This is a genomic window from Ottowia sp., assembly GCF_016703145.1.
Lineage (GTDB): Bacteria > Pseudomonadota > Gammaproteobacteria > Burkholderiales > Burkholderiaceae_C > Ottowia.
In genome coordinates, this window is sequence record NZ_JADJCO010000002.1 from 283,091 (window position 1) to 301,939 (window position 18,849).

Annotated in this window: 20 protein-coding genes and 1 pseudogene; 18 read left to right on the forward strand and 3 right to left on the reverse strand. The window is 69.8% G+C overall.

Features of this window, described 5'->3' with window-relative positions; all coding sequences use genetic code 11:
- Positions 1-11 precede the first annotated feature (11 nt).
- The 4 genes and pseudogenes from IPG65_RS01535 to IPG65_RS01550 all read left to right on the forward strand — a co-directional run.
- Positions 12-965 (forward strand): annotated as a pseudogene (locus tag IPG65_RS01535) (aspartate carbamoyltransferase catalytic subunit); the annotation flags it as partial.
- Complete coding sequence (hisC, locus tag IPG65_RS01540; protein ID WP_293187547.1) at positions 962-2,047, forward strand: histidinol-phosphate transaminase; 1,086 nt, start codon at positions 962-964, stop codon at positions 2,045-2,047. The pseudogene IPG65_RS01535 and the gene hisC, both read left to right, overlap by 4 nt.
- Before the next feature lie 13 nt (positions 2,048-2,060).
- Entirely contained in the window at positions 2,061-3,374 is a 1,314-nt protein-coding gene (locus IPG65_RS01545) for a dihydroorotase (protein ID WP_293187548.1), read from the forward strand.
- A gap of 13 nt (positions 3,375-3,387) precedes the next feature.
- The gene (locus IPG65_RS01550; RefSeq protein WP_293187549.1) at positions 3,388-4,140 is read left to right on the forward strand and encodes a 1-acyl-sn-glycerol-3-phosphate acyltransferase; all 753 of its coding nucleotides are present in this window, start codon (positions 3,388-3,390) and stop codon (positions 4,138-4,140) included.
- 111 nt (positions 4,141-4,251) lie between these two features.
- On the opposite strand, the gene IPG65_RS01555 is transcribed toward IPG65_RS01550, so the two are convergent.
- Positions 4,252-5,328 carry an ABC transporter ATP-binding protein gene (locus tag IPG65_RS01555; protein WP_293187550.1) on the reverse strand — a complete coding sequence of 359 codons (1,077 nt, stop codon included), beginning with the start codon at positions 5,326-5,328 and terminating at the stop codon, positions 4,252-4,254.
- Positions 5,329-5,407: 79 nt separating this feature from the next.
- Between IPG65_RS01555 and IPG65_RS01560 the strand changes: the two genes are divergently transcribed.
- From IPG65_RS01560 to soxB, 14 genes are all read left to right on the forward strand, one after another.
- Positions 5,408-7,063 (forward strand): iron ABC transporter permease, encoded by a 1,656-nt coding sequence (locus tag IPG65_RS01560; RefSeq protein WP_293187925.1) that lies wholly within the window; start codon positions 5,408-5,410, stop codon positions 7,061-7,063.
- A 27-nt stretch (positions 7,064-7,090) separates the two neighbouring features.
- Positions 7,091-7,435, forward strand: a complete 345-nt coding sequence (locus IPG65_RS01565; RefSeq protein WP_293187551.1) for a metalloregulator ArsR/SmtB family transcription factor — start codon at positions 7,091-7,093, stop codon at positions 7,433-7,435.
- Positions 7,436-7,654: 219 nt separating this feature from the next.
- Positions 7,655-7,966, forward strand: coding sequence for a c-type cytochrome (locus IPG65_RS01570; RefSeq protein ID WP_293187926.1), 312 nt, complete (start codon positions 7,655-7,657; stop codon positions 7,964-7,966).
- A gap of 14 nt (positions 7,967-7,980) precedes the next feature.
- On the forward strand, positions 7,981-9,270 hold the full coding sequence (locus IPG65_RS01575; RefSeq protein WP_293187552.1) for an NAD(P)/FAD-dependent oxidoreductase: 1,290 nt from the start codon (positions 7,981-7,983) through the stop codon (positions 9,268-9,270).
- A gap of 296 nt (positions 9,271-9,566) precedes the next feature.
- Positions 9,567-10,430 (forward strand): MBL fold metallo-hydrolase, encoded by an 864-nt coding sequence (locus IPG65_RS01580; RefSeq protein ID WP_293187927.1) that lies wholly within the window; start codon positions 9,567-9,569, stop codon positions 10,428-10,430.
- Positions 10,427-10,903, forward strand: a complete 477-nt coding sequence (locus IPG65_RS01585) for a hypothetical protein (protein ID WP_293187553.1) — start codon at positions 10,427-10,429, stop codon at positions 10,901-10,903. The genes IPG65_RS01580 and IPG65_RS01585 overlap by 4 nt, the downstream gene beginning before the upstream one ends.
- A gap of 103 nt (positions 10,904-11,006) precedes the next feature.
- Complete coding sequence (locus IPG65_RS01590) at positions 11,007-11,330, forward strand: hypothetical protein (RefSeq protein ID WP_293187554.1); 324 nt, start codon at positions 11,007-11,009, stop codon at positions 11,328-11,330.
- 84 nt (positions 11,331-11,414) lie between these two features.
- A complete protein-coding gene (gene soxC / locus IPG65_RS01595) occupies positions 11,415-12,809 on the forward strand; it encodes a sulfite dehydrogenase (RefSeq protein ID WP_293187555.1) in 1,395 nt (464 codons plus the stop codon).
- The gene (locus IPG65_RS01600) at positions 12,793-13,866 is read left to right on the forward strand and encodes a c-type cytochrome (RefSeq protein ID WP_293187556.1); all 1,074 of its coding nucleotides are present in this window, start codon (positions 12,793-12,795) and stop codon (positions 13,864-13,866) included. Before soxC ends, IPG65_RS01600 begins: the two co-directional genes overlap by 17 nt.
- A gap of 91 nt (positions 13,867-13,957) precedes the next feature.
- A complete protein-coding gene (gene soxY / locus IPG65_RS01605; protein ID WP_293187557.1) occupies positions 13,958-14,416 on the forward strand; it encodes a thiosulfate oxidation carrier protein SoxY in 459 nt (152 codons plus the stop codon).
- 45 nt (positions 14,417-14,461) lie between these two features.
- Positions 14,462-14,773, forward strand: coding sequence for a thiosulfate oxidation carrier complex protein SoxZ (gene soxZ / locus IPG65_RS01610; protein WP_293187558.1), 312 nt, complete (start codon positions 14,462-14,464; stop codon positions 14,771-14,773).
- Positions 14,774-14,819: 46 nt separating this feature from the next.
- Positions 14,820-15,623: a sulfur oxidation c-type cytochrome SoxA gene (gene soxA, locus IPG65_RS01615; RefSeq protein WP_293187928.1), complete on the forward strand. Its 804-nt coding sequence runs from the start codon at positions 14,820-14,822 to the stop codon at positions 15,621-15,623.
- Between the two features lie 16 nt (positions 15,624-15,639).
- Complete coding sequence (soxX, locus tag IPG65_RS01620; protein ID WP_293187559.1) at positions 15,640-16,317, forward strand: sulfur oxidation c-type cytochrome SoxX; 678 nt, start codon at positions 15,640-15,642, stop codon at positions 16,315-16,317.
- A 61-nt stretch (positions 16,318-16,378) separates the two neighbouring features.
- On the forward strand, positions 16,379-18,115 hold the full coding sequence (gene soxB, locus IPG65_RS01625; RefSeq protein ID WP_293187560.1) for a thiosulfohydrolase SoxB: 1,737 nt from the start codon (positions 16,379-16,381) through the stop codon (positions 18,113-18,115).
- Between the two features lie 122 nt (positions 18,116-18,237).
- Here the strand turns inward: soxB and IPG65_RS01630 are convergent, their stop codons facing one another.
- Positions 18,238-18,462: a BrnA antitoxin family protein gene (locus tag IPG65_RS01630; protein ID WP_293187561.1), complete on the reverse strand. Its 225-nt coding sequence runs from the start codon at positions 18,460-18,462 to the stop codon at positions 18,238-18,240.
- Position 18,463: 1 nt separating this feature from the next.
- Positions 18,464-18,742: a BrnT family toxin gene (locus IPG65_RS01635; protein ID WP_293187562.1), complete on the reverse strand. Its 279-nt coding sequence runs from the start codon at positions 18,740-18,742 to the stop codon at positions 18,464-18,466.
- Between the last annotated feature and the right edge of the window lie 107 nt (positions 18,743-18,849).

The following is an 18,849-nucleotide window of genomic DNA, read 5'->3' on the forward strand; positions in this document are numbered from 1 at the left end:
CCGTGCTGGCCCGACGCAACCCGCAACTCAATCGGCATGGCGAACTGGTGCACCTGCTCTCCACCGAGGGCCTGCCGCGCGATTTGCTCATCCACATCCTCGACACCGCCGCGCAGTTCGTCAGCGTGAGCGACCGCGAGGTCAAGAAGGTGCCCCTGCTGCGCGGCAAGAGCGTGTTCAACCTGTTCTTCGAGAACTCCACGCGCACCCGCACCACCTTCGACATCGCCGCCACGCGCCTGTCGGCCGACGTGTACACGCTGGACATCGCGCGCTCTTCCACCGCCAAGGGCGAGTCGCTGCTGGACACCGTGGCCAACCTCAGCGCCATGGCCGCCGACATCTTCGTCGTGCGCCACAGCGAGAGCGGCGCGCCCTACCTGCTGGCGCAGCACGTGGCGCCGCACGTGCACGTCATCAACGCCGGCGACGGGCGCCACGCGCACCCCACGCAGGGCCTGCTGGACATGTACACCATCCGGCACTACAAGAAGGATTTCAGCAACCTCGTGGTGGCCATCGTCGGCGACGTGCTGCACTCGCGCGTGGCGCGCTCGGACATCCACGCCCTCACCACCCTGGGCGCGGCCGAGGTGCGCGTGGTCGGCCCCCGCACCCTCGTGCCGGGCGACCTGGCGCCCATGGGCGTGCGCGTGTGCCACACGCTGGAGGAGGGCATCACGGATGCCGACGTGATCATCATGCTGCGCCTGCAGAACGAGCGCATGAGCGGCGCGCTGCTGCCCTCCAGCCAGGAGTTCTTCAAGAGCTTCGGCCTCACGCCCGAAAAGTTGCGCTGGGCCAGGCCCGACGCCATCGTCATGCACCCTGGGCCGATCAACCGCGGCGTCGAGATCGACTCGCAGGTGGTCGATGGCCGCCAGAGCGTGATCCTGCCGCAGGTGACCTTCGGCATCGCGGTGCGCATGGCGGTGATGAGCATCGTGGCCGGCAACGAGGCATGAGCGATCAGCGGTTCTGGAGCCCCGCCATCCGCGGGCTGGCGGCCTACACGCCCGGCGAGAAGCCGCGGGAGGCAGGCTGGATCAAGCTCAACACCAACGAGTGCCCGTACCCGCCGTCGCCACGGGCCCTGCAGCGCATCGCCGAGGCGGCCGACGAGCGCCTGCGCCTGTACCCCGATCCGCAGGGCACCGAGTTGCGTGCCGAGATCGCCGCCCGGATGGGCCTGCGGCCGGGGCAGGTGTTCGTCGGCAATGGTTCGGACGAGGTGCTGGCTCACGCCTTCATGGCGCTGCTGCGGCACGGGCGGCCGGTGCTGGTGCCGGACATCAGCTACTCCTTCTACCCGGTGTACTGCGCGCTGTACGGCATCGAATGCCAGCCCGTCGCGCTGGACGAGGCGTTCCGGATCAGGGTGGCCGATTACCTGCGGCCCAACGGCGGCATCGTGCTGCCCAACCCCAACGCGCCCACAGGCGTGGCCTTGCCGCTGCAGGACATCCGTGGGCTGCTGGAGCGCAACATCGGATCGGTGGTCGTGGTCGATGAAGCCTACGTGGACTTTGGCGCCCAGAGCGCGGCCGCGCTGGTGGACGAGTTTCCGAACCTGCTGGTGGTGCAGACCTTCTCGAAGTCGCGCGCGCTGGCGGGGCTGCGCGTGGGCTTCGCGCTGGGGCACGCGGACCTGGTCCAGGCGATGGAGACGGTGAAGGACAGCTTCAACTCCTACCCCCTCGACCGTCTGGCGCAGGCCGGAGCGCTGGGCGCGCTGCAGGACCAGGCATATTTCGAGGCGATCACCGAGCGCATCGTTCGCAGCCGCGAATGGCTGGCGGAACAGTTGCACGCGCTCGGGTTCGAAGGGCCGCCCTCGTCGGCCAACTTCCTGCTGGTCACGCACCCGCGCTGGGCCGCGGCGCAACTGCAGCAGGCGCTGCGCGAACGCAAGATCCTGGTGCGCCATTTCAAGCAGGCGCGCATCGCCAACCACCTGCGCATTTCCATCGGTTCGCAAGCAGAATGCGAAGTCCTGGTCCGGGCCCTGCAGGGCATTCTGGGCGCGAGCGCTTCGAGTCCTTCCTAGATTCCTCCCGCACATGAAGCTTCTCATCGAACATGGCCGCGTGATCGACCCCGCCTCGGGCCGCGACGAGGCGGCCGACGTGGCGGTGGCCGCCGGCCGCATCGTCGGCATCGGCAGGCTGCCCGCCGACTTCGCGCCCAGCCGCACCATCGACGCGCGCGACTGCTGGGTGCTGCCCGGCCTGGTGGACCTGGCCGCGCGCCTGCGCGAGCCCGGCCACGAACACGCCCGCATGCTCGAGAGCGAGATGGCCGCCGCCGTCGCCGGCGGCGTCACCAGCCTGGTCTGCCCGCCCGACACCGACCCGGTGCTCGACGAGCCCGGCCTGGTCGAGATGCTCAGGACCCGCGCCGAGAAGCTGCACCAGGCCCGCGTGTTCCCGCAGGGCGCGCTCACGCGCGGCCTCAAGGGCGAGGTGCTGACCGAGATGGGCCAGCTCACCGACGCCGGCTGCGTTGCCTTCGGCCAGGCCGACGTGCCGCTGGTCAACACCCAGGTGCTGCAGCGCGCGCTGCAGTACGCCAGCACATTCGGCTATGCCGTGTGGCTGCGCCCGCAGGACCCGTGGCTGGGCGCCGGCGTGGCCGCCAGCGGCCCGCTGGCCATGCGCATGGGCCTGTCGGGCGTGCCGGCGGCGGCCGAGACGATCGCGCTGCACACCCTCTTCGAGCTGCTGTGCGCCATGCCCGGCGGCGAGCGCGCTCCGCGCGTGCACGTCTGCCGGCTGTCCAGCGCGGTCGGCGCCGCCCTGCTGCGGCAGGCCAAGGCCGAGGGCCTGCGTGTCACGGCCGACGTCAGCATCAACTCGTTGCACTTGATCGACCACGACATCGGTTACTACGACAGCAGCGCGCGCCTGAACCCGCCGCTGCGCCAGCAGCGCGACCGCGCCGCGCTGCGCGCCGCGCTGGCCGACGGCACCATCGACGCGCTGGTGTCCGACCACACGCCGGTCGAGGCCGACGCCAAGCAGTTGCCCTTCGCCGAGGCCGAGCCCGGCGCCACCGGGCTGGAGCTGCTGCTGCCCCTGGCGCTGAAATGGGGCCTGGAGACGTCCGCCGCGGGCGTCATGCGCGCCCTGGGCGCCGTCACCCACGGGCCGGCGCAGGTGTTGGGCGGCGCCTTGGGCACGCTGCAGGCCAGTTGCGGCCGGCTGGTCGAGGGCGGCGTGGCCGACCTGTGCCTGTTCGACCCCGAGGCGCGCTGGCAGGTGGCGCCCGGGGCGCTGCGCAGCCAGGGCAAGCACACGCCGTTCGCCGGCCTCGAAATGGCGGGCCGCGTGCGCTGCACGCTGGTGGGCGGCCACCTGGCGCATTCGGCGCGGTGAGGTCCGCCGCCGCATGAAGGCGCTGACCGCGCTCTGGCTGATGGCGCGCGGCGGGGCGCACCTGGCCGGCGGCTGGTGGACCATCCGCACGCGCTTTCCGGCGCTGCCCGCGGCCGAGCGCGAGGCCCGCGTGCAGCAGTGGGCGCGGCGCTTCCTCGAAATCTGGCGCATCGACCTGCAGGTGCACGGCCAGCCGCCGGCGCGGGGGCCGGTGCTGCTGGCGGCCAACCACATCTCCTGGCTCGACATCCTGGTGCTGCACGCGGCGGGCTTCTGCCGCTTCGTGTCCAAGGCCGACGTCAAGCGCTGGCCGGTGATCGGCATGCTGGCCACCGGTGCCGGCACGCTCTACATCGAACGCGAATCGCGCCGCGACGCCCTGCGCGTGGTGCACCACATGCGCGAGGCGCTGGCGCGCGGCGAGGTGGTGGCGGTGTTTCCCGAGGGCACGACCAGCGACGGCGCCGCGCTGCTGCCGTTCCATGCCAACCTGCTGCAGGCGGCGATCTCGGCGCGGGCACCGGTGCAGCCGGTGGGCCTGAGCTTCGTCGATGGCCGAAGCGGCCGCCTCAGCCTGGCGCCCATCTACGTGGGCGACGACTCGCTCATCGCCTCGGTCTGGCGCACCCTCACCACGCCCGGCCTGTGCGCGGTGGTGCGCTATGGCGCGCCCCAGCCGGCCGAGGGGCGTGAGCGGCGCGCTTGGGCGGCCGAGCTGCGCGGCGCCGTGGCGATGCTGCGCGAGTCGCCGACTGCTACTGAATAGATAGCTTCAGGCGCATTATCCACGCTGGAATTCGGCCAAAATCGTTCAAACCACAGCCGGGTTGGCGAGCCGACTCGGGCACAGCGTCAGGTGCGACTTCAGTTGCTTCGGTCAGCCGTCCGGCGCCGCCGGCGCGAACGTCACCACGTGATCGACCTGCGGGCGGATGCCGATCCATTCGCCCACGCGGTGGTCGTGGTGGCTGGGCACGTGGGCCAGCACGGTTTCGCCGCTGGCCAGTTGCAGGGTGTAGAGGAATTCCGAGCCGCGGAACGCCTTGCGCAGGATGCGCGCCTTCACCGGCGCGTCGTCGTCGTGCACGATGTCGTCGGCGCGCAGCAGCAGGTCGCAGCGGCCTTCGGCGTAGGCGTCCGGCAGGGGACATTCGGTGCCATCCCTCAGCGGGCCGATGGGTGTTTCCAGGCGGGAGCCGACGCCGTTGCGCAGGATGCGCGCGGGCACGAACACGCCATGGCCGATGAAGTCGGCCACGAAGCGCGTGGCCGGTCGGTGGTAGAGCGTGTAGGCATCGTCCCACTGGTGCAGGCGGCCGTCGTGCATGACGCCGATCTGGTCGCCGATGGCGAACGCCTCCAGTTGGTCGTGCGTGACGAACAGGGCGGTGGCGCGGGCGGCCTTGAGGATGGCGCGCAGCTCGTGCGCCAGGCGCTCGCGCAGGTCGACGTCGAGGTTGGAGAACGGCTCGTCCAGCAGCAGCAGACGCGGGCTGGGGGCCATGGCGCGCGCCAGCGCCACGCGCTGCTGCTGGCCGCCGGACAGCTCGTGCGGGTACCGCCGCTCGCTGCCGGCCAGGTCGACCAGCGCCAGCACCTCGGTCACGCGCCGCGCGCGCTCGCGCGCGGGCAGGTGCTTCAGGCCGAAGGCCACGTTGCGGCCCACGTCCAGGTGCGGGAACAGCGCGTAGTCCTGGAACACCATGCCGATGCGCCGCGCCTCGGGCGGCACGTGCAGGCGCGCGCCGCTGACCAGCTCGCCGCTCAGGTGGATGGTGCCGGCAGTCACGCGCTCCAACCCGGCCACGGCGCGCAGCAGCGTGGTCTTGCCGCAGCCGGAGGGACCGATCAGCACGCCGATGTCGCCCGCGGCGAGGCCCAGCGCGACCTGCTGCACGGCGGGGCGCGGCTGGCCGGAGTAGCGCACGTCAACCTGGTCAATCTGGAGGAACATGGTGGGATTGTAGATACGTACAATTCTCATTTGCGCCGACCCAATCCGGCCAGCCTCCTCGGCGCGCCGTCACCGTCTCCTGTCCACTCTCTCACCCCGCATCTTGCGCGCCCTGCCCACGCTGATCCTCGTGCTCGTCGCCGCCGTGTTGGCCCTGCCGGTGCTGGCGGTGGTCGGCTCGTGGCTGCAGTGGAACGGGGTGTCGGCGCAGATCCTGCGGGAGATGGCGGCCACGGTGCTGCCCGAGTACCTGGCGGTCACGGTGCAGCTGTCGGTGCTGGTGGGCCTGGGCGTCGTTGCCATGGGCGTGCCGGCGGCGGTGCTGGTGACGGTGTTCGACTTTCCGGGCCGGCGCAGCTTCGAATGGCTGCTGCTGCTGCCGCTGGCCATGCCGGCCTACGTCACGGCGTACGCCTACACCGACTTCCTGCAGTTCGCCGGGCCGCTGCAGACCTGGATGCGCGCCAGCTTCGGGCTGGAAGGGCGCCTGCTGCCCGAGGTGCGCAGCCTCGGGGGCGCGGCCTGGGTGTTCTCGTTCTCGCTCTACCCCTATGTCTACCTGCTGGCGCGCACCGCGCTGGCCGAGCGCGCGCCGCAGCTGATGGAAGCCGCTCGCCTGCTGGGCGCCGGCCTGCCGCGCCGCTTGGGCGAGGTGGCGCTGCCCATGGCCCGCCCGGCGGTGGCGGCGGGCACGGCCCTGGCGCTGATGGAAGTGCTGGCCGACTACGGCGTGTCGGCCTACTTCGGCATCCAGACTTTCACCGTCGGCATCTACAAGGCCTGGCTGTCCATGGGCGACCGCGTGGCCGCCGCGCAACTGGCCACGGTGATGCTGGGGCTGGTCGTGCTGCTGCTGTGGCTGGAACAACATGCGCGGCGGCGCCTGCGCTTTGCCGGTGGCACGGCGCGCGCCAGCTCCAGCGAGGCGCGGCCCATCGCCTTGCGCGGTGCCCGCAGCCTCGTCGCCTGGGTGCTGTGCCTGATGCCGGTGCTGATGGGCTTCGTGCTTCCGGTGGCCTTCATGCTGCGGCCGCTGGCGGCGGACTGGTCGGTGCTGCCCTGGGACCGCTTCCTGGGCTGGGCCTGGAACAGCGTGCGCCTGGGCGCCATGACAGCCGTGCTGGCGGTGCTGGCGGCCTGGTTCCTGGCCTACTGCCTGCGCCGGCAGCCGAGCTGGCCGCGGCGGCTGGCGGTGCAGACCGTGTCGCTGGGCTACGCGGTGCCGGGCGCGGTGGTGGTGGTCGGCCTGCTGCTGCCGGTGGGCTGGCTGCAGGCGCGCTGGCCGCAGGCCGGCGCGGGTGGCCTCGTCACCGCCACGGTGCTGGGCCTGCTGTGGGCGTACCTGGTGCGCTTCGTGTCGGTGGCGCTGCAGTCGATGCAGGCCGGCTATGCGCGCGTGCCGCGCAGCCTGGACGAGTCGGCGCGCATGCTGGGCGCCGGCGGGCTGGAGCTGGCCGCGCGCGTGCACGCGCCGCTGCTGCGCCGCGCCGGCTTCGCGGCCGCGCTGCTGGTGTTCGTGGACGTGATGAAGGAGCTGCCGGCCACCATCGTGCTGCGCCCCTTCAACACCGACACACTGGCCGTGGTGGCCAACCAACTGGCGCGCGACGAGCGCCTGGGCGAGGCGGCGCTGCCTTCGCTGGCGCTGGTGGTGGTGGGGCTGCTGCCGGTGATCCTGCTCAGCCGCACGCTGCGGGCCGAGCGGCGTCCGGCGGAGGGCGACTTGGGCGTATAGTTCCATTCCACGCCCGCCTTCGCCGCCATGGACCTCAAAGCAACGGCCTTCGCACCAGATACAGACTTCCAGTCCGACCAGGTGTTCGAGTTGGCGGCCGAAGTGTTCCGCGTCATGTCGGCGCCCATGCGCCTGAAGATCATCAGCGCGCTGTGCCAGGGCGAGAAGAACGTGGGCGAGTTGCTGGCCCATGTGCCCACGACCCAGCCCAACATGAGCCAGCACCTCAACACCTTGTACAAGGCCGGCGTGCTGGGCAAGCGTCGCGAGGGCGTGCAGATCTACTACCGCATCGTCAACGACCGCGTCGTCACCCTGTGCCGCGCCGTGTGCACGCAGATCGCCATCGGGACGGGAGACGAACCGGGCTGACGCCGCGGTGCCGGCGCCCGGGCGCATGAGCATTCGATGCAACCGTCGTTCAGAATCGCCCCGCGCGGCCTACACTCGCCGCAGGGCCGCCCAGCGCGTGGGGGTAAATCCCCGGTGCCGCCATATCGGCGCGCGTCCTATCATGCACACGACATATAAGCGGCCACGGATTTTTTTGCGTGTGCCACGCCATCATCCTATCCAGGAGGACCCCACGTGATGAAACCTTCCTCGACCGCCGGGCTCGCTGCCGCGGCGCTGCTGGCCGCCGCCAGTGCCGCGCAGGCCCAGACCGACCCGCTGCAGGTGCGCAGCTGGGCCGCCGCTTGCGCCAACTGCCACGGCACCAATGGGCAGGCCCAAGCGGGCAACCAGCCGCTGGCCGGCGCCAGCCAGAGCGAGATGCTGAAGAAGCTGATGGAATTCAAGAGCGGCGCCCGGCCCGCGACCATCATGCACCAGCTCAGCAAGGGCTACACCGACGAGCAGCTCGCCGCCATCGCCGGCTGGTTCGCGGCGCAGAAGAAATGAGGGGAGGACTCGCCATGAACCATGTTCAATTCAATCGCCGTCGATTCATCCAGGCCAGCTCGGCCGCATCGGTGCTGGGGCTGGCCGCGGGCTGCGCGTCCACCGGCGCCGGCTCCGGCGGCAAGGTCGTCGTCGTCGGGGGTGGCTACGGCGGCGCCACGGCCGCCAAGTACCTGCGCCTGTGGTCCGAGGGCCGCATCGAGGTCACGCTGGTGGAGCCGAACGAGGCCTTCATCTCCTGCCCCATCTCCAACCTGGTCATCGGCGGCAGCAAGCAGATGGCTGACATCACCACGCCCTACGACAACCTGGCCAAGCGCCACGGCGTGAAGATCGTGCGCGACCGCGCGGTCGCCATCGACGCCGACAAGCGCCAGGTGCGCCTGGCCGGCGGCGCCACGCTGCCCTACGACCGCCTCGTGCTCTCGCCCGGCGTCGATTTCATGTGGGACGCGCTGCCCGGCCTGGGCAAGCCCGGCGCGCGGGACAAGGTGTTGCACGCGTGGAAGGCCGGCCCGCAGACCGTGGCCCTGCGCCGCCAACTGGAGGCCATGCCCGATGGCGGCGTATACGCCATCACCATCCCGCTGGCGCCGTACCGCTGCCCGCCCGGGCCGTACGAGCGCGCCTGCCAGGTGGCGCACTACTTCAGCAAGGCCAAGCCCAAGTCCAAGGTGCTGGTGCTGGACGCCAACGACGACGTGACCTCCAAGGGCCCGCTGTTCAAGAAGGCCTGGGCCGACCGCTACAAGGGCATCATCGAATACCGGCCCAAGCACAACACGGTGGACGTCGATGCCGCCACTGGCACGCTGAAGTTCGACTTCAACGACGACGTCAAGGCCCAGGTGCTGAACGTGCTGCCGCCCATGCGCGCCGGCGACATCGCCCACAACGCCGGCCTGACCACGGCCAACAAGCGCTGGTGCGAGGTGGACTGGCTGACCATGGAATCCAAGGCCGCCAAGAACGTCCACGTGCTGGGCGACGCGCTGCAGATCGCCCCGGCCATGCCCAAGTCCGGCCACATGGCCAACCAGCACGGCAAGGTGGCGGCCGCCGCCATCGTGGCGCTGCTGGCCGGCCGCGAGCCCAACCCGCTGCCCCTCTACAACAACACCTGCTACAGCTTCGTGAGCGACACCGACGTGGTGCACGTGGCCAGCGTGCACCGCTACGACGCCGCGCAGAAGACCATGGTGACGGTGCCCGGCTCGGGCGGCGTGTCCACCGCCGCCAGCGAGCTGGAAGGCCAGTACGCCATGGCCTGGGCCCGCAACATCTGGGCCGACAGTCTCGCTTGAAATGGCCCAACCCCGTGGCTGCATCCGTTGCGCGATGTGGCGCCTCCTCCCTCGAGAGGGCGCCGCCAGCGGCCGCTGGCATGGCCTGCGCTGCGGCCCTTGGACTCTTGGGGCCTGAGGCGTTGCCCCGAACGCGCGATGGAGCCACCGGGATGGCACCGGTCGGGCGCCTCCAGCCCTCGGTGATGGACCGCCGCCAACTGCTGCGGCGCTGCGGCTGCGCGGCGCTGGCCGGCTGGGGCGCCGCGTGGGCGCGCGATGCCGAAGGCGCCGGCGATCCGGCCGAGGCGCCGCCGATGGTGCCGCGCGAGGTGGCGCCCGGCTGCTGGGTCGTCGAGGGCCTGTCGGCCATGGGCTCGCCGGCCAACCGCAACTTCATCTCCAACGCCGGCTTCGTCGTCACGCCGGCCGGCGTGGTGGTGATCGACGCGCTGGGCTCGCCGGCGCTGGCCGAGCGGCTGCTGGCCGAGATCGGCAAGATCACATCGCGGAAGGTGACACACGTCGTCCTCACGCACTACCACGCCGACCACGTGTACGGCCTGCAGGTGTTCGAGCAGGCGGGCGCGCGCATCATCGCCCACCAGGCCGGGCGCGAGTACCTGCACGCCGACACGGCGCGCCTGCGGCTGCAGGCCTCGCGCGTGGAACTGGCGCCGTGGATCGACGCGCGCACGCGCCTGGTCCCCGCCACCGACTGGGTCGGCGGCGCGCGCGAGCTGGAGGTCGGCGGCGAACGCCTGGTGCTGCAGCCCGTGGGGCCGGCGCACACGCCCGAGGACCTGGCCCTGTTCGTGCCGCGCGCCCGGGTGCTGTACACGGGCGACCTGGTGTTCCGCGGACGCATCCCCTTCGTCGGCCAGGCCGACAGCCGCCACTGGATCGCCGCGCTCGACCGGCTGCTGGCCTTCGACGCGAAGGTGATCGTGCCTGGCCACGGCCCCGCGTCCACCGAGGCGCGGCAGGACATCCAGCTCACGCGCGACTACCTGGCCTACCTGCGCCAGGCCATGGGCGCCGCCGCGCGCGACATGACGCCGTTCGACGAGGCCTACCAGGCCACCGACTGGAGCGCCTTCGCCCACCTGCCGCTGTTCGGCGCCGCCAACCGCATGAACGCCTACAACACCTACCTGCTGATGGAGCACGCAGGGCCATGACGCTGCAGCGCACCGCGTGGACGCGCCGCCGTGCCCTGCTGGCGCTGGCGGCCGGCGGTGCCGCGGACGGCGTTCGGGCGGCGGCCCCGAGCCTGCCGCCGTCGCAGTCGCTGCAGGGCGAACTGGCGCGCGCGCTGGCCGCGCGCCAGCCGCTGGTGGTGATGGTCAGCCTGCACGGCTGCCCCTGGTGCAAGCTGGTGCGCGAGCATTACCTGGCGCCGATGCACGCGCAGGAGGGCCTGCCCGTGGTGCAGATCGGCATGGGCGGCACGCACGCCACGCGCACCGTGGCCGGCGAGCGCACCACGCACGGCGCGCTGGTGCGCGCCTGGGGCGTGAAGCTGGCGCCGACGGTGCTGTTCCTGGGGCCGGATGGCCGGGAAGTCGCCGAGCGCCTGGTGGGTGGATCGCCCGACTTCTACGGCGCCTACCTCGACCAGCGGCTGGCGCGGGCGCGGCGGGCGGTGGCGTGATGGTTTCAAGCCATTTTGGCCTTCAGTCCGCATGGATATTGCGCCATTAGCTATCTAAAATATAGCTAAAAAGCACCATGAACCCTGTGACGAGGAGACCCGCATGAACCCCCTGCCCATCACCGCGTTGTCGATGTTGCTGCTGTTCGGCGCCGCCCGCGCCGAAGTGCCGGCACTGTTCAAGGGCGTGGACCTGAAGCTGGGCGAGCGCCTCATCGCCCAGCACAAGTGCAACGACTGCCACGCCCGCCAGTGGGTCGACGGCGGCAAGGCCGTCTACCGGCCCAAGGGCCGCATCAACACGCCCAGCGCGCTGCAGAGCATGGTCGAGCACTGCAACACCGAGATGAACCTGGGCCTGTTCCCCGAGGACGTGACGGCGGTGGCCGCCGTGCTCAACCGCGACCACTACCGCTTCGCCAAATAGGCCGATTTCCCCGGACAAACCCCATGCCCCGATCCATCCGGCGGCTATAACATAAGCAGTTGCGCATATAAAGAATTTAATGCCATGGCCGCAGAGCACGCACTCCCACCATCCGAGGCGCCCGAGGGCGTCGCGCGCGGCCGACTGCGCAAGGCACCGGAGGGATTCATCGACCGCGCGGGCGTGCGCGCCGTGTTCGCCGAGGGCCGGCACGGCCGGCGCGACTTCATCCGCGGCGCCTTCGCCGCCGCCCTGGCCGGCACCGCCGCCACGCGGGCGAGCGGGCAGGCCAACCCCGTGCCGGCCGAAGGGGGCGACCCGAACATCCTGAACCTGCCGGCCCATTCCCGGGGCCTGGGCCAGCCGGTGGCGACCGACGGCTACGGCAAGCCCTCGCGCTACGAGGCCAACGTCCAGCGCCGCCAGAGCCCGGGGCTCACGCAGACGGCGCAGTCGTCCGTGTCCTTCGCGCCGCTGCAATCGCTGTTCGGCATCGTCACGCCCAGCGGCCTGCACTTCGAGCGGCATCACCAGGGCTGGTGGGACGTGGACCCGTCCAGGCACCGCTTCATGGTCAATGGTCTGGTCAAAAAGCCCATGGTCTTCACCATGGACGAACTGATGCGCCTGCCCAGCGTGTCACGCTTTCATTTCATCGAGTGCGGCGCCAACACCGGCATGGAGTGGGGCAATGTCGCCGTGCCGACGGTGCAGTACTCGCACGGCATGCTCTCGTGCAGCGAATTCACCGGCGTGCCCTTGATCACGCTGCTGGAGATGGCCGGCGCCGACCTCCAGGCCGGCAAGTTCGTGCTGGCTGAAGGAGCGGATGGCTCGTCGATGACCCGCACCATCCCCATGGGCCTGGTCGCCAGCGGCCAGGTGCTGGTGGCCTACGGCCAGAACGGCGAGATGCTGCGGCCCGAGAACGGCTACCCCCTGCGCCTGGTGGTGCCCGGCGTGCAGGGCGTGAGCTGGGTGAAGTACCTGCGCCGCGTCGAGGTCGGCGACCAGCCCTGGGCCACCAAGGACGAGGCCGTGCACTACATCGACCTGATGCCCGACGGCATGCACCGCCAGTACAGCAGCATCCAGGAATGCAAGAGCGTGGTCACCACGCCCTCGGGCGGGCAGGTGCTGCTGGACAAGGGCTTCTACAACGTGACCGGGCTGGCCTGGTCCGGGCGCGGGCGCATCAAGCGGGTGGACGTGTCGGTCGATGGCGGGCGCAACTGGCGCACGGCGCGGCTCGAATCGCCCGTGCAGGACAAGTGCCTCACCCGCTTCAACCTCGACTGGGCGTGGGACGGCCGGCCCGCCCTCATCCAGAGCCGCGCCATGGACGAGACGGGCTACGTGCAGCCCACTTACCGGCGGTTGCGCGAGGTGCGCGGCACGCGCTCGATCTACCACAACAACGCCATCCAGTCGTGGCTGGTGCAGGACAACGGCGAGGTGAAGAATGTTCAGCTCTCGTGACGTCGTTGCTTCATTATTGATAGCTGCCTGCGCAGTATCCGCGCTGGCTGATGGCACATACCATGGCATCGGCCGCGCCGCCACGCCGAAGGAGGTGGCGGCCTGGGACATCGACGTGCGGCCCGACTTCAAGGGCCTGCCGCCAGGCTCGGGCAGCGTGGCCCGGGGGCAGGACATCTGGGAAGCCAAGTGTGCCAGTTGCCACGGCGTGTTCGGCGAATCCAACTCGGTGTTCAACCCGCTCGTCGGCGGCACCACGCAGGACGACATCAGGACCGGCCGCGTCGCCAGCCTCACCCGGCCCGACTACCCCGGCCGCACCACCCTGATGAAGGTGCCCCACGTCTCCACGCTGTGGGACTACATCAACCGCGCCATGCCCTGGAACGAGCCCAAGTCGCTCCAGCCCGACGAGGTCTACGCCGTCACCGCCTTCCTGCTCAACCTGGCCGACGTGGTGCCCGCGGACTTCACCCTGTCCGAGCGCAACATCGCCGAGGTGCAGCGCCGCATGCCCAACCGCAACGGCATGAGCACCCGGCACGCCCTCTGGCCCGGCCCCGAACTGGGCGGCCTGCCCAGGCCCGACGTGCGGGCCAGCGCCTGCATGAGCCGCTGCCCGGCCGAGGCCCAGGTCGCCTCCATGCTGCCGGCCCACGCGCGCGATGCGCACGGCAACCTGCGCGAGCAAAACCGCGGCGTCGGGCCGCAGCGCGGCGCCGACACCATGCACGCCGAGGGCCAGCTGGGCGACGCCGCGGCGGCACCGGCCAACGCTGCCGTTGCTACGAAATCAGAAGCTGATAGCGCAACATCGGCGCGGGCTCTGGCCCAGAAGCATGCTTGCACGGCCTGCCACGCGATGAGCGGCAAGCTGGTCGGCCCCAGCTTCGCCGACATCGCCCGCAAGCACGCCGGCCAGGCCGCCTACCTGGCCGGCAAGATCCAGTCCGGCGGCGCCGGCGCGTGGGGCGAGATCCCCATGCCGCCGCAGAACCTGCCCGATGCCGACCTGCAGGCCTTGGCCGCCTGGCTGGCGGCCGGCGCTCGGCCGTGAAGCCTTCATGCGTGACAGGTTTCGGGGAATCCCGCTGACGCGCCCGGATCGAACCCAGTAGCATTTCGCAACTTTCAAGGAGAAACGCCCCATGCAAACCCGCAGGCAAACCCTCAAGCACAGCGCCGTCGTGGCCGGCCTGCTGGCCGGCACCGGCCTGTTTCCGCGGTACGCCCTGGCCTTCAACCAGGGCGCGTTCGACGCCAAGAGCATCGCCGACGCCGTCAAGGCGCTGGGTGCCGCCGGCGCGCCGGCCCAGAGCTCGGCCGTCACGCTGACCGCCCCCGACATCGCCGAGAACGGCGCCGTGGTGCCGCTGGCGTTGGCCAGCACGCTGCCCAACGTCAAGCAGTTGCTGCTGCTGGTCGAGAAGAACCCCAACGTGCTGGTGTCGGTGTTCAACGTCAACGAATCGGTCGAGCCCAGCTTCGCCACCCGCACCAAGATGGGCCAGTCCTCCGACGTGTACGCCGTGGCCATCACCGCCGACGGCAAGGCGCACTACGCCAAGAAAGAGGTCAAGGTCACCCTCGGCGGCTGTGGCGGCTGACGTGGTCCGGCACGCCTTTTGAACAGAACATCAGGAGTAAGAAACATGGCAGATCCAATGCGAATCCGCGCCCAGGCCAGCGGCGACAAGGCCACCGTGCGCGTGCTCATGAGCCACGAGATGGAGTCCGGCCAGCGCAAGGACGCGTCCGGCAAGATCGTGCCCGCCTGGCACATCCAGGACGTCACCGCCAGCCTCAACGGCAAGCCGGTGTTTTCCTGCGAATGGGGGCCGGCGGTGTCGAAGAACCCGTTCCTGCAGTTCACCGTCAAGGGCGCCAAGGCCGGCGACAAGATCAGCGTGACCTGGAAGGACAACAAGGGCGACACCCGCACCGACGAAGCCACGGTATCCTGAAGAACCGCGCGCCCCATTGCCTGACAAGGAGACAAGCACGATGAGGATGACGCTCAACGCGGCGGCCGTGGCCGCCATGGGGTTGCTGCTGGCCACCGGCGCCGCCCTGGCGCAGAACACCAGCACGCAGGCGATCGAGGAATACCGTGAGATGCTGCAGGACGGCAACCCGGCGGACCTGTTCGAGGCCAAGGGCGAGGACTTGTGGAAGCAAAAGCGCGGCCCCCGCAACGCCTCGCTGGAGCAGTGCGATCTGGGCAAGGGTCCGGGCGTGGTCAAGGGCGTGTTCGTCGAGCTGCCGCGCTACTTTGCCGACACCGGCAAGGTGCAGGACGTGGAGTCGCGCCTGGTGACCTGCATGAGCAGCCTGCAGGGCATCGACCCCAAGGCCGTGACCGAGGCCGCCTGGGGCCGGGGCGAGCGCGCCAACGCCACCGCGCTGGCGACCTGGGTCGCGGCGCAGTCCAAGGGCTTGGCCTTCAACTTGCCGCAGTCGCATGCGCAGGAGCGCACGATGTACGAGGTCGGCAAGCGCCTGTTCTTCCAGCGCGGCGGCGCGCACGACTTCGCGTGCGCCTCCTGCCACGGCGAGGACGGCAAGCGCGTGCGCCTGCAGGACCTGCCGCGCCTGACGGGCAACCCCGGCGACGGCATCGGTTTCGCTGCCTGGCCGGCCTACCACGTCTCCAGCGGGCAGATGTGGACCATGCAGCACCGCCTGAACGACTGCTACCGCCAGCAGCGCTTTCCCGAGCCCGACTACATCAGCGACGCCACGGTCGCGTTGGGCGTCTACATGGGCGTGAACGCCAAGGGCGCCAAGTCCGCGGTGCCGACCATCAAGCGCTGAGAAGGAGACACGATCCATGAAACATCTCAAGCTCACCACCCTGACCGCGGCGCTGGTCCTGGGCGCGGGCGCGCTGGCGGTCGGCTGCGCCACGACGGCGCCCGGCCCCTCCGCGGCCCAGGCGGACGCGCTGACGCAGCAGATCGTCAAGACCTCGTTCCACGACAAGGGCATCGTCAAGGTCGCCGCCGCGTTCGACAACGGCGACGAGACCATCCAGGCCTGCAACGCCGCCGACGTGGCCGGCAAGCCGCTGGCGCCCGAGGTGGCCAAGCGCCTGGAAGAGGCCAACCTGAAGACCATCAAGTGGCCCGCCAACGGCCAGTTCCTGGGCGACTGGAAGGAGGGCGAGAAGATCGCCCAGAGCGGCCGCGGCATGACCTGGACCGACCAGGCCGGCGCGGCCAACGGCGGCAACTGCTACAACTGCCACCAGATCGACAAGAAGGAAATCTCCTTCGGCACCATCGGCCCCAGCCTCTACAACTACGGCAAGCTGCGCGGCGTGGCCGACCCGGCCAGCCCGGCATCCAAGGCCGTCGTCGAATACACCTGGGGCAAGATCTGGAACAGCAAGGCCTACAACGCTTGCTCCAACATGCCGCGCGCCGGCCACAAGGGCATCCTGACCGAGGATCAGGTGCGCCATATCGTGGCGCTGCTGCTCGACCCCAAGTCTCCCGTCAATCAGTGACCTTCAAGGGCCCGGCGTTGCCGGGCCTTTTTGTTCCAAATACTTCAGCGAGCGCTGAACTATGAACCTCACCAAACGCGAATTCCTGCAGGTGCTAGGCGCCGCCAGCGCGGCGGGCATGGGGCTGGCGCGCCATGCCGAGGCGAGCGCGCAGAGCGCGGCCGAGGGGCTGTACGACATCCCCCGCTTCGGCAACGTGTCCTTCCTGCACATGACTGACTGCCACGCGCAGTTGAGGCCCATCCACTTCCGCGAGCCCAGCGTCAACCTGGGCGTGGGCGACATGCGCGGCCGGCTGCCCCACCTGGTGGGCGAGCGGTTGCTGAAGGCCGCCGGCCTGCCGCCCGGCACGGCCCAGGCGCACGCGCTGACCTACCTCGATTTCGAGCAGGCCGCCCGGCGCTACGGCAAGGTGGGCGGCTTCGCGCACCTGGCCACGCTCATCAAGCGCCTGAAAGCCAACCGCCCCGGCGCGCTGTTGCTGGACGGCGGCGACACCTGGCAGGGCAGCGCCACCGCGCTGTGGACGAAGGGCCAGGACATGGTGGACGCCTGCAAGCTGCTCGGCGTGGACGTGATGACCGGCCACTGGGAATTCACCCTGGGCATGGAGCGCGTCCGGCACATCGTCGAGAAGGACTTCAAGGGCACCATCGACTTCGTGGCGCAGAACGTCAAGACCACCGACTTCGGCGACCCGGTCTTCTCACCCTACGTCATCAAGTCCCTCAACGGCGTGCCCTGCGCCATCATCGGCCAGGCATTTCCGTACACGCCCATCGCCAACCCGCGCTACATGGTGGCCGACTGGGAGTTCGGCATCCAGGATGAGCACCTGCAGAAGATGGTGGACGAAGCGCGCGGCAAGGGCGCGCAGGTCGTCGTCGTGCTCAGCCACAACGGCATGGACACCGACCTGAAGATGGCCACCCGCGTGCGCGGCGTGGACGCCATCCTGGGCGGCCACACGCACGACGGCATGCCCGTGGCCAGCATCGTCCGCAACGCCGGCGGCCAGACCCTGGTGACCAACGCCGGCAGCAACGGCAAGTTCGTCGGCGTGCTCGACCTCGACGTGAAGAACGGCAAGGTGAGCGACTACCGCTACAAGCTGCTGCCCGTGTTCGCCCACATGCTGCCCGCCGACCCCGAGATGGACGCGCTCATCACCCAGGTCCGTGCCCCGCACGAGGCCAGACTGGGCGAGGTGCTGGCCGTCACCGAGGGGCTGCTCTACCGCCGAGGCAACTTCAACGGCACCGGCGACCAGCTCCTGCTGGACGCGCTGATGGACGTGCAGGGCGCCGACCTCGCCTTCTCGCCCGGCTTCCGCTGGGGCACCACGCTGCTGCCCGGCCAGCCCATCACGCGCGAGTGGCTGATGGACATGACCGCCACCACCTACAGCTACGCCACGCTCACCGAGATGAAGGGCGAGATGATCAAGACCGTGCTGGAGGACGTGGCCGATAATCTGTTCAACCCCGACCCGTACTACCAGCAGGGCGGCGACATGGTGCGCGTGGGCGGCCTCAGCTACACCTGCGACCCGCTGGCCGCGATGGGCCAGCGCATCACCGACATGCGCCTGAAAGGCCAGCCCATCGACGCCGGGAAGACCTACAAGGTGGCCGGCTGGGCGCCGGTGGCCGAGGACGCCGCCAAGGCCGGCAACAGGATGGTGTGGGAAGTCGCCGAGGAATGGCTGAAGGCGCGCGGCGGCAAGGTGGCGCCGCGCCAGCTCAACAACCCGAGGCTGGTGGGCGGCGTGCTGCCGAACCCGGGGTACGCGGGTTGAGGGTCTGATCGCTTCTGTTCTGATAGCTGCCGGCGCTTGCTGGGCGGGCGCTGTAGGCCGATTTATCCAGCAATCAGAACCCACCCGCCGACGCGTGCTCCACGGCGTCGGACTGACACGCGTCACACGGGGCTCGACCACTTGACCTGGATGCGTCGGTTCTGTGCCAAGCAATCCCGCAGGTACAGATTGATCAGGCTCTGGTAAGGAACTCCGGCCTCGCTGGCCATCGCCTTGAAATACTCCACCACGTCCTCCGACAGGCGCATCGTCACCGACTTCTTCAACTTGGACGCATAAGGGTTGCGGCGGGACTTCATCCTGGAAAAATCGTACTCTGTTTTCATATCAGCCACCTGGATAAAACGCGGCCTCCTTCCGGGTGGCCCTTCTTGCGGAGATGATGCGCACCGTGTCACCTGCATCCCGCTCGCAATGCACGACCACCAGAAGCCTGGCGCTCGAACTCATGCCAAGCATGATGAATCGGTCTTCCACCGAGGAGTGCTCTTCGTCGAAGAACTGAATCGCGCGGTCGTCGTAGAAGACCGAGCGGGCCTCCTCAAACGAGACCCGGTGCTTCTTGACATTGGCCGCCGCCTTGGTGGAATCCCACTCGAAATTCATACATACATTGTATGGCTTGCGAGCAGCCTGTGCTGTTCACTGTCTCGCTGGTCCGCCCAACGCGGGATCGCAAGAGAGGCGGTCAGATCGCTTCTGTTCTGGCGGTT

Excerpts from the sequence above, each read along its gene's own strand:
- soxB (WP_293187560.1), top strand. The coding sequence starts at position 16,379 with ATGAACCTCACCAAACGCGAATTCCTGCAGGTGCTAGGCGCCGCCAGC.
- IPG65_RS01600 (WP_293187556.1), top strand. The coding sequence starts at position 12,793 with ATGTTCAGCTCTCGTGACGTCGTTGCTTCATTATTGATAGCTGCCTGC.
- IPG65_RS01630 (WP_293187561.1), bottom strand. The coding sequence starts at position 18,462 with ATGAAAACAGAGTACGATTTTTCCAGGATGAAGTCCCGCCGCAACCCT.
- hisC (WP_293187547.1), top strand. The coding sequence starts at position 962 with ATGAGCGATCAGCGGTTCTGGAGCCCCGCCATCCGCGGGCTGGCGGCC.
- soxA (WP_293187928.1), top strand. The coding sequence starts at position 14,820 with ATGACGCTCAACGCGGCGGCCGTGGCCGCCATGGGGTTGCTGCTGGCC.
- soxC (WP_293187555.1), top strand. The coding sequence starts at position 11,415 with ATGGCCGCAGAGCACGCACTCCCACCATCCGAGGCGCCCGAGGGCGTC.
- IPG65_RS01565 (WP_293187551.1), top strand. The coding sequence starts at position 7,091 with ATGGACCTCAAAGCAACGGCCTTCGCACCAGATACAGACTTCCAGTCC.
- soxY (WP_293187557.1), top strand. The coding sequence starts at position 13,958 with ATGCAAACCCGCAGGCAAACCCTCAAGCACAGCGCCGTCGTGGCCGGC.
- soxZ (WP_293187558.1), top strand. The coding sequence starts at position 14,462 with ATGGCAGATCCAATGCGAATCCGCGCCCAGGCCAGCGGCGACAAGGCC.
- IPG65_RS01570 (WP_293187926.1), top strand. The coding sequence starts at position 7,655 with ATGAAACCTTCCTCGACCGCCGGGCTCGCTGCCGCGGCGCTGCTGGCC.
- IPG65_RS01545 (WP_293187548.1), top strand. The coding sequence starts at position 2,061 with ATGAAGCTTCTCATCGAACATGGCCGCGTGATCGACCCCGCCTCGGGC.
- IPG65_RS01555 (WP_293187550.1), bottom strand. The coding sequence starts at position 5,328 with ATGTTCCTCCAGATTGACCAGGTTGACGTGCGCTACTCCGGCCAGCCG.
- soxX (WP_293187559.1), top strand. The coding sequence starts at position 15,640 with ATGAAACATCTCAAGCTCACCACCCTGACCGCGGCGCTGGTCCTGGGC.
- IPG65_RS01550 (WP_293187549.1), top strand. The coding sequence starts at position 3,388 with ATGAAGGCGCTGACCGCGCTCTGGCTGATGGCGCGCGGCGGGGCGCAC.
- IPG65_RS01635 (WP_293187562.1), bottom strand. The coding sequence starts at position 18,742 with ATGAATTTCGAGTGGGATTCCACCAAGGCGGCGGCCAATGTCAAGAAG.
- IPG65_RS01580 (WP_293187927.1), top strand. The coding sequence starts at position 9,567 with ATGGTGCCGCGCGAGGTGGCGCCCGGCTGCTGGGTCGTCGAGGGCCTG.
- IPG65_RS01585 (WP_293187553.1), top strand. The coding sequence starts at position 10,427 with ATGACGCTGCAGCGCACCGCGTGGACGCGCCGCCGTGCCCTGCTGGCG.
- IPG65_RS01575 (WP_293187552.1), top strand. The coding sequence starts at position 7,981 with ATGAACCATGTTCAATTCAATCGCCGTCGATTCATCCAGGCCAGCTCG.
- IPG65_RS01590 (WP_293187554.1), top strand. The coding sequence starts at position 11,007 with ATGAACCCCCTGCCCATCACCGCGTTGTCGATGTTGCTGCTGTTCGGC.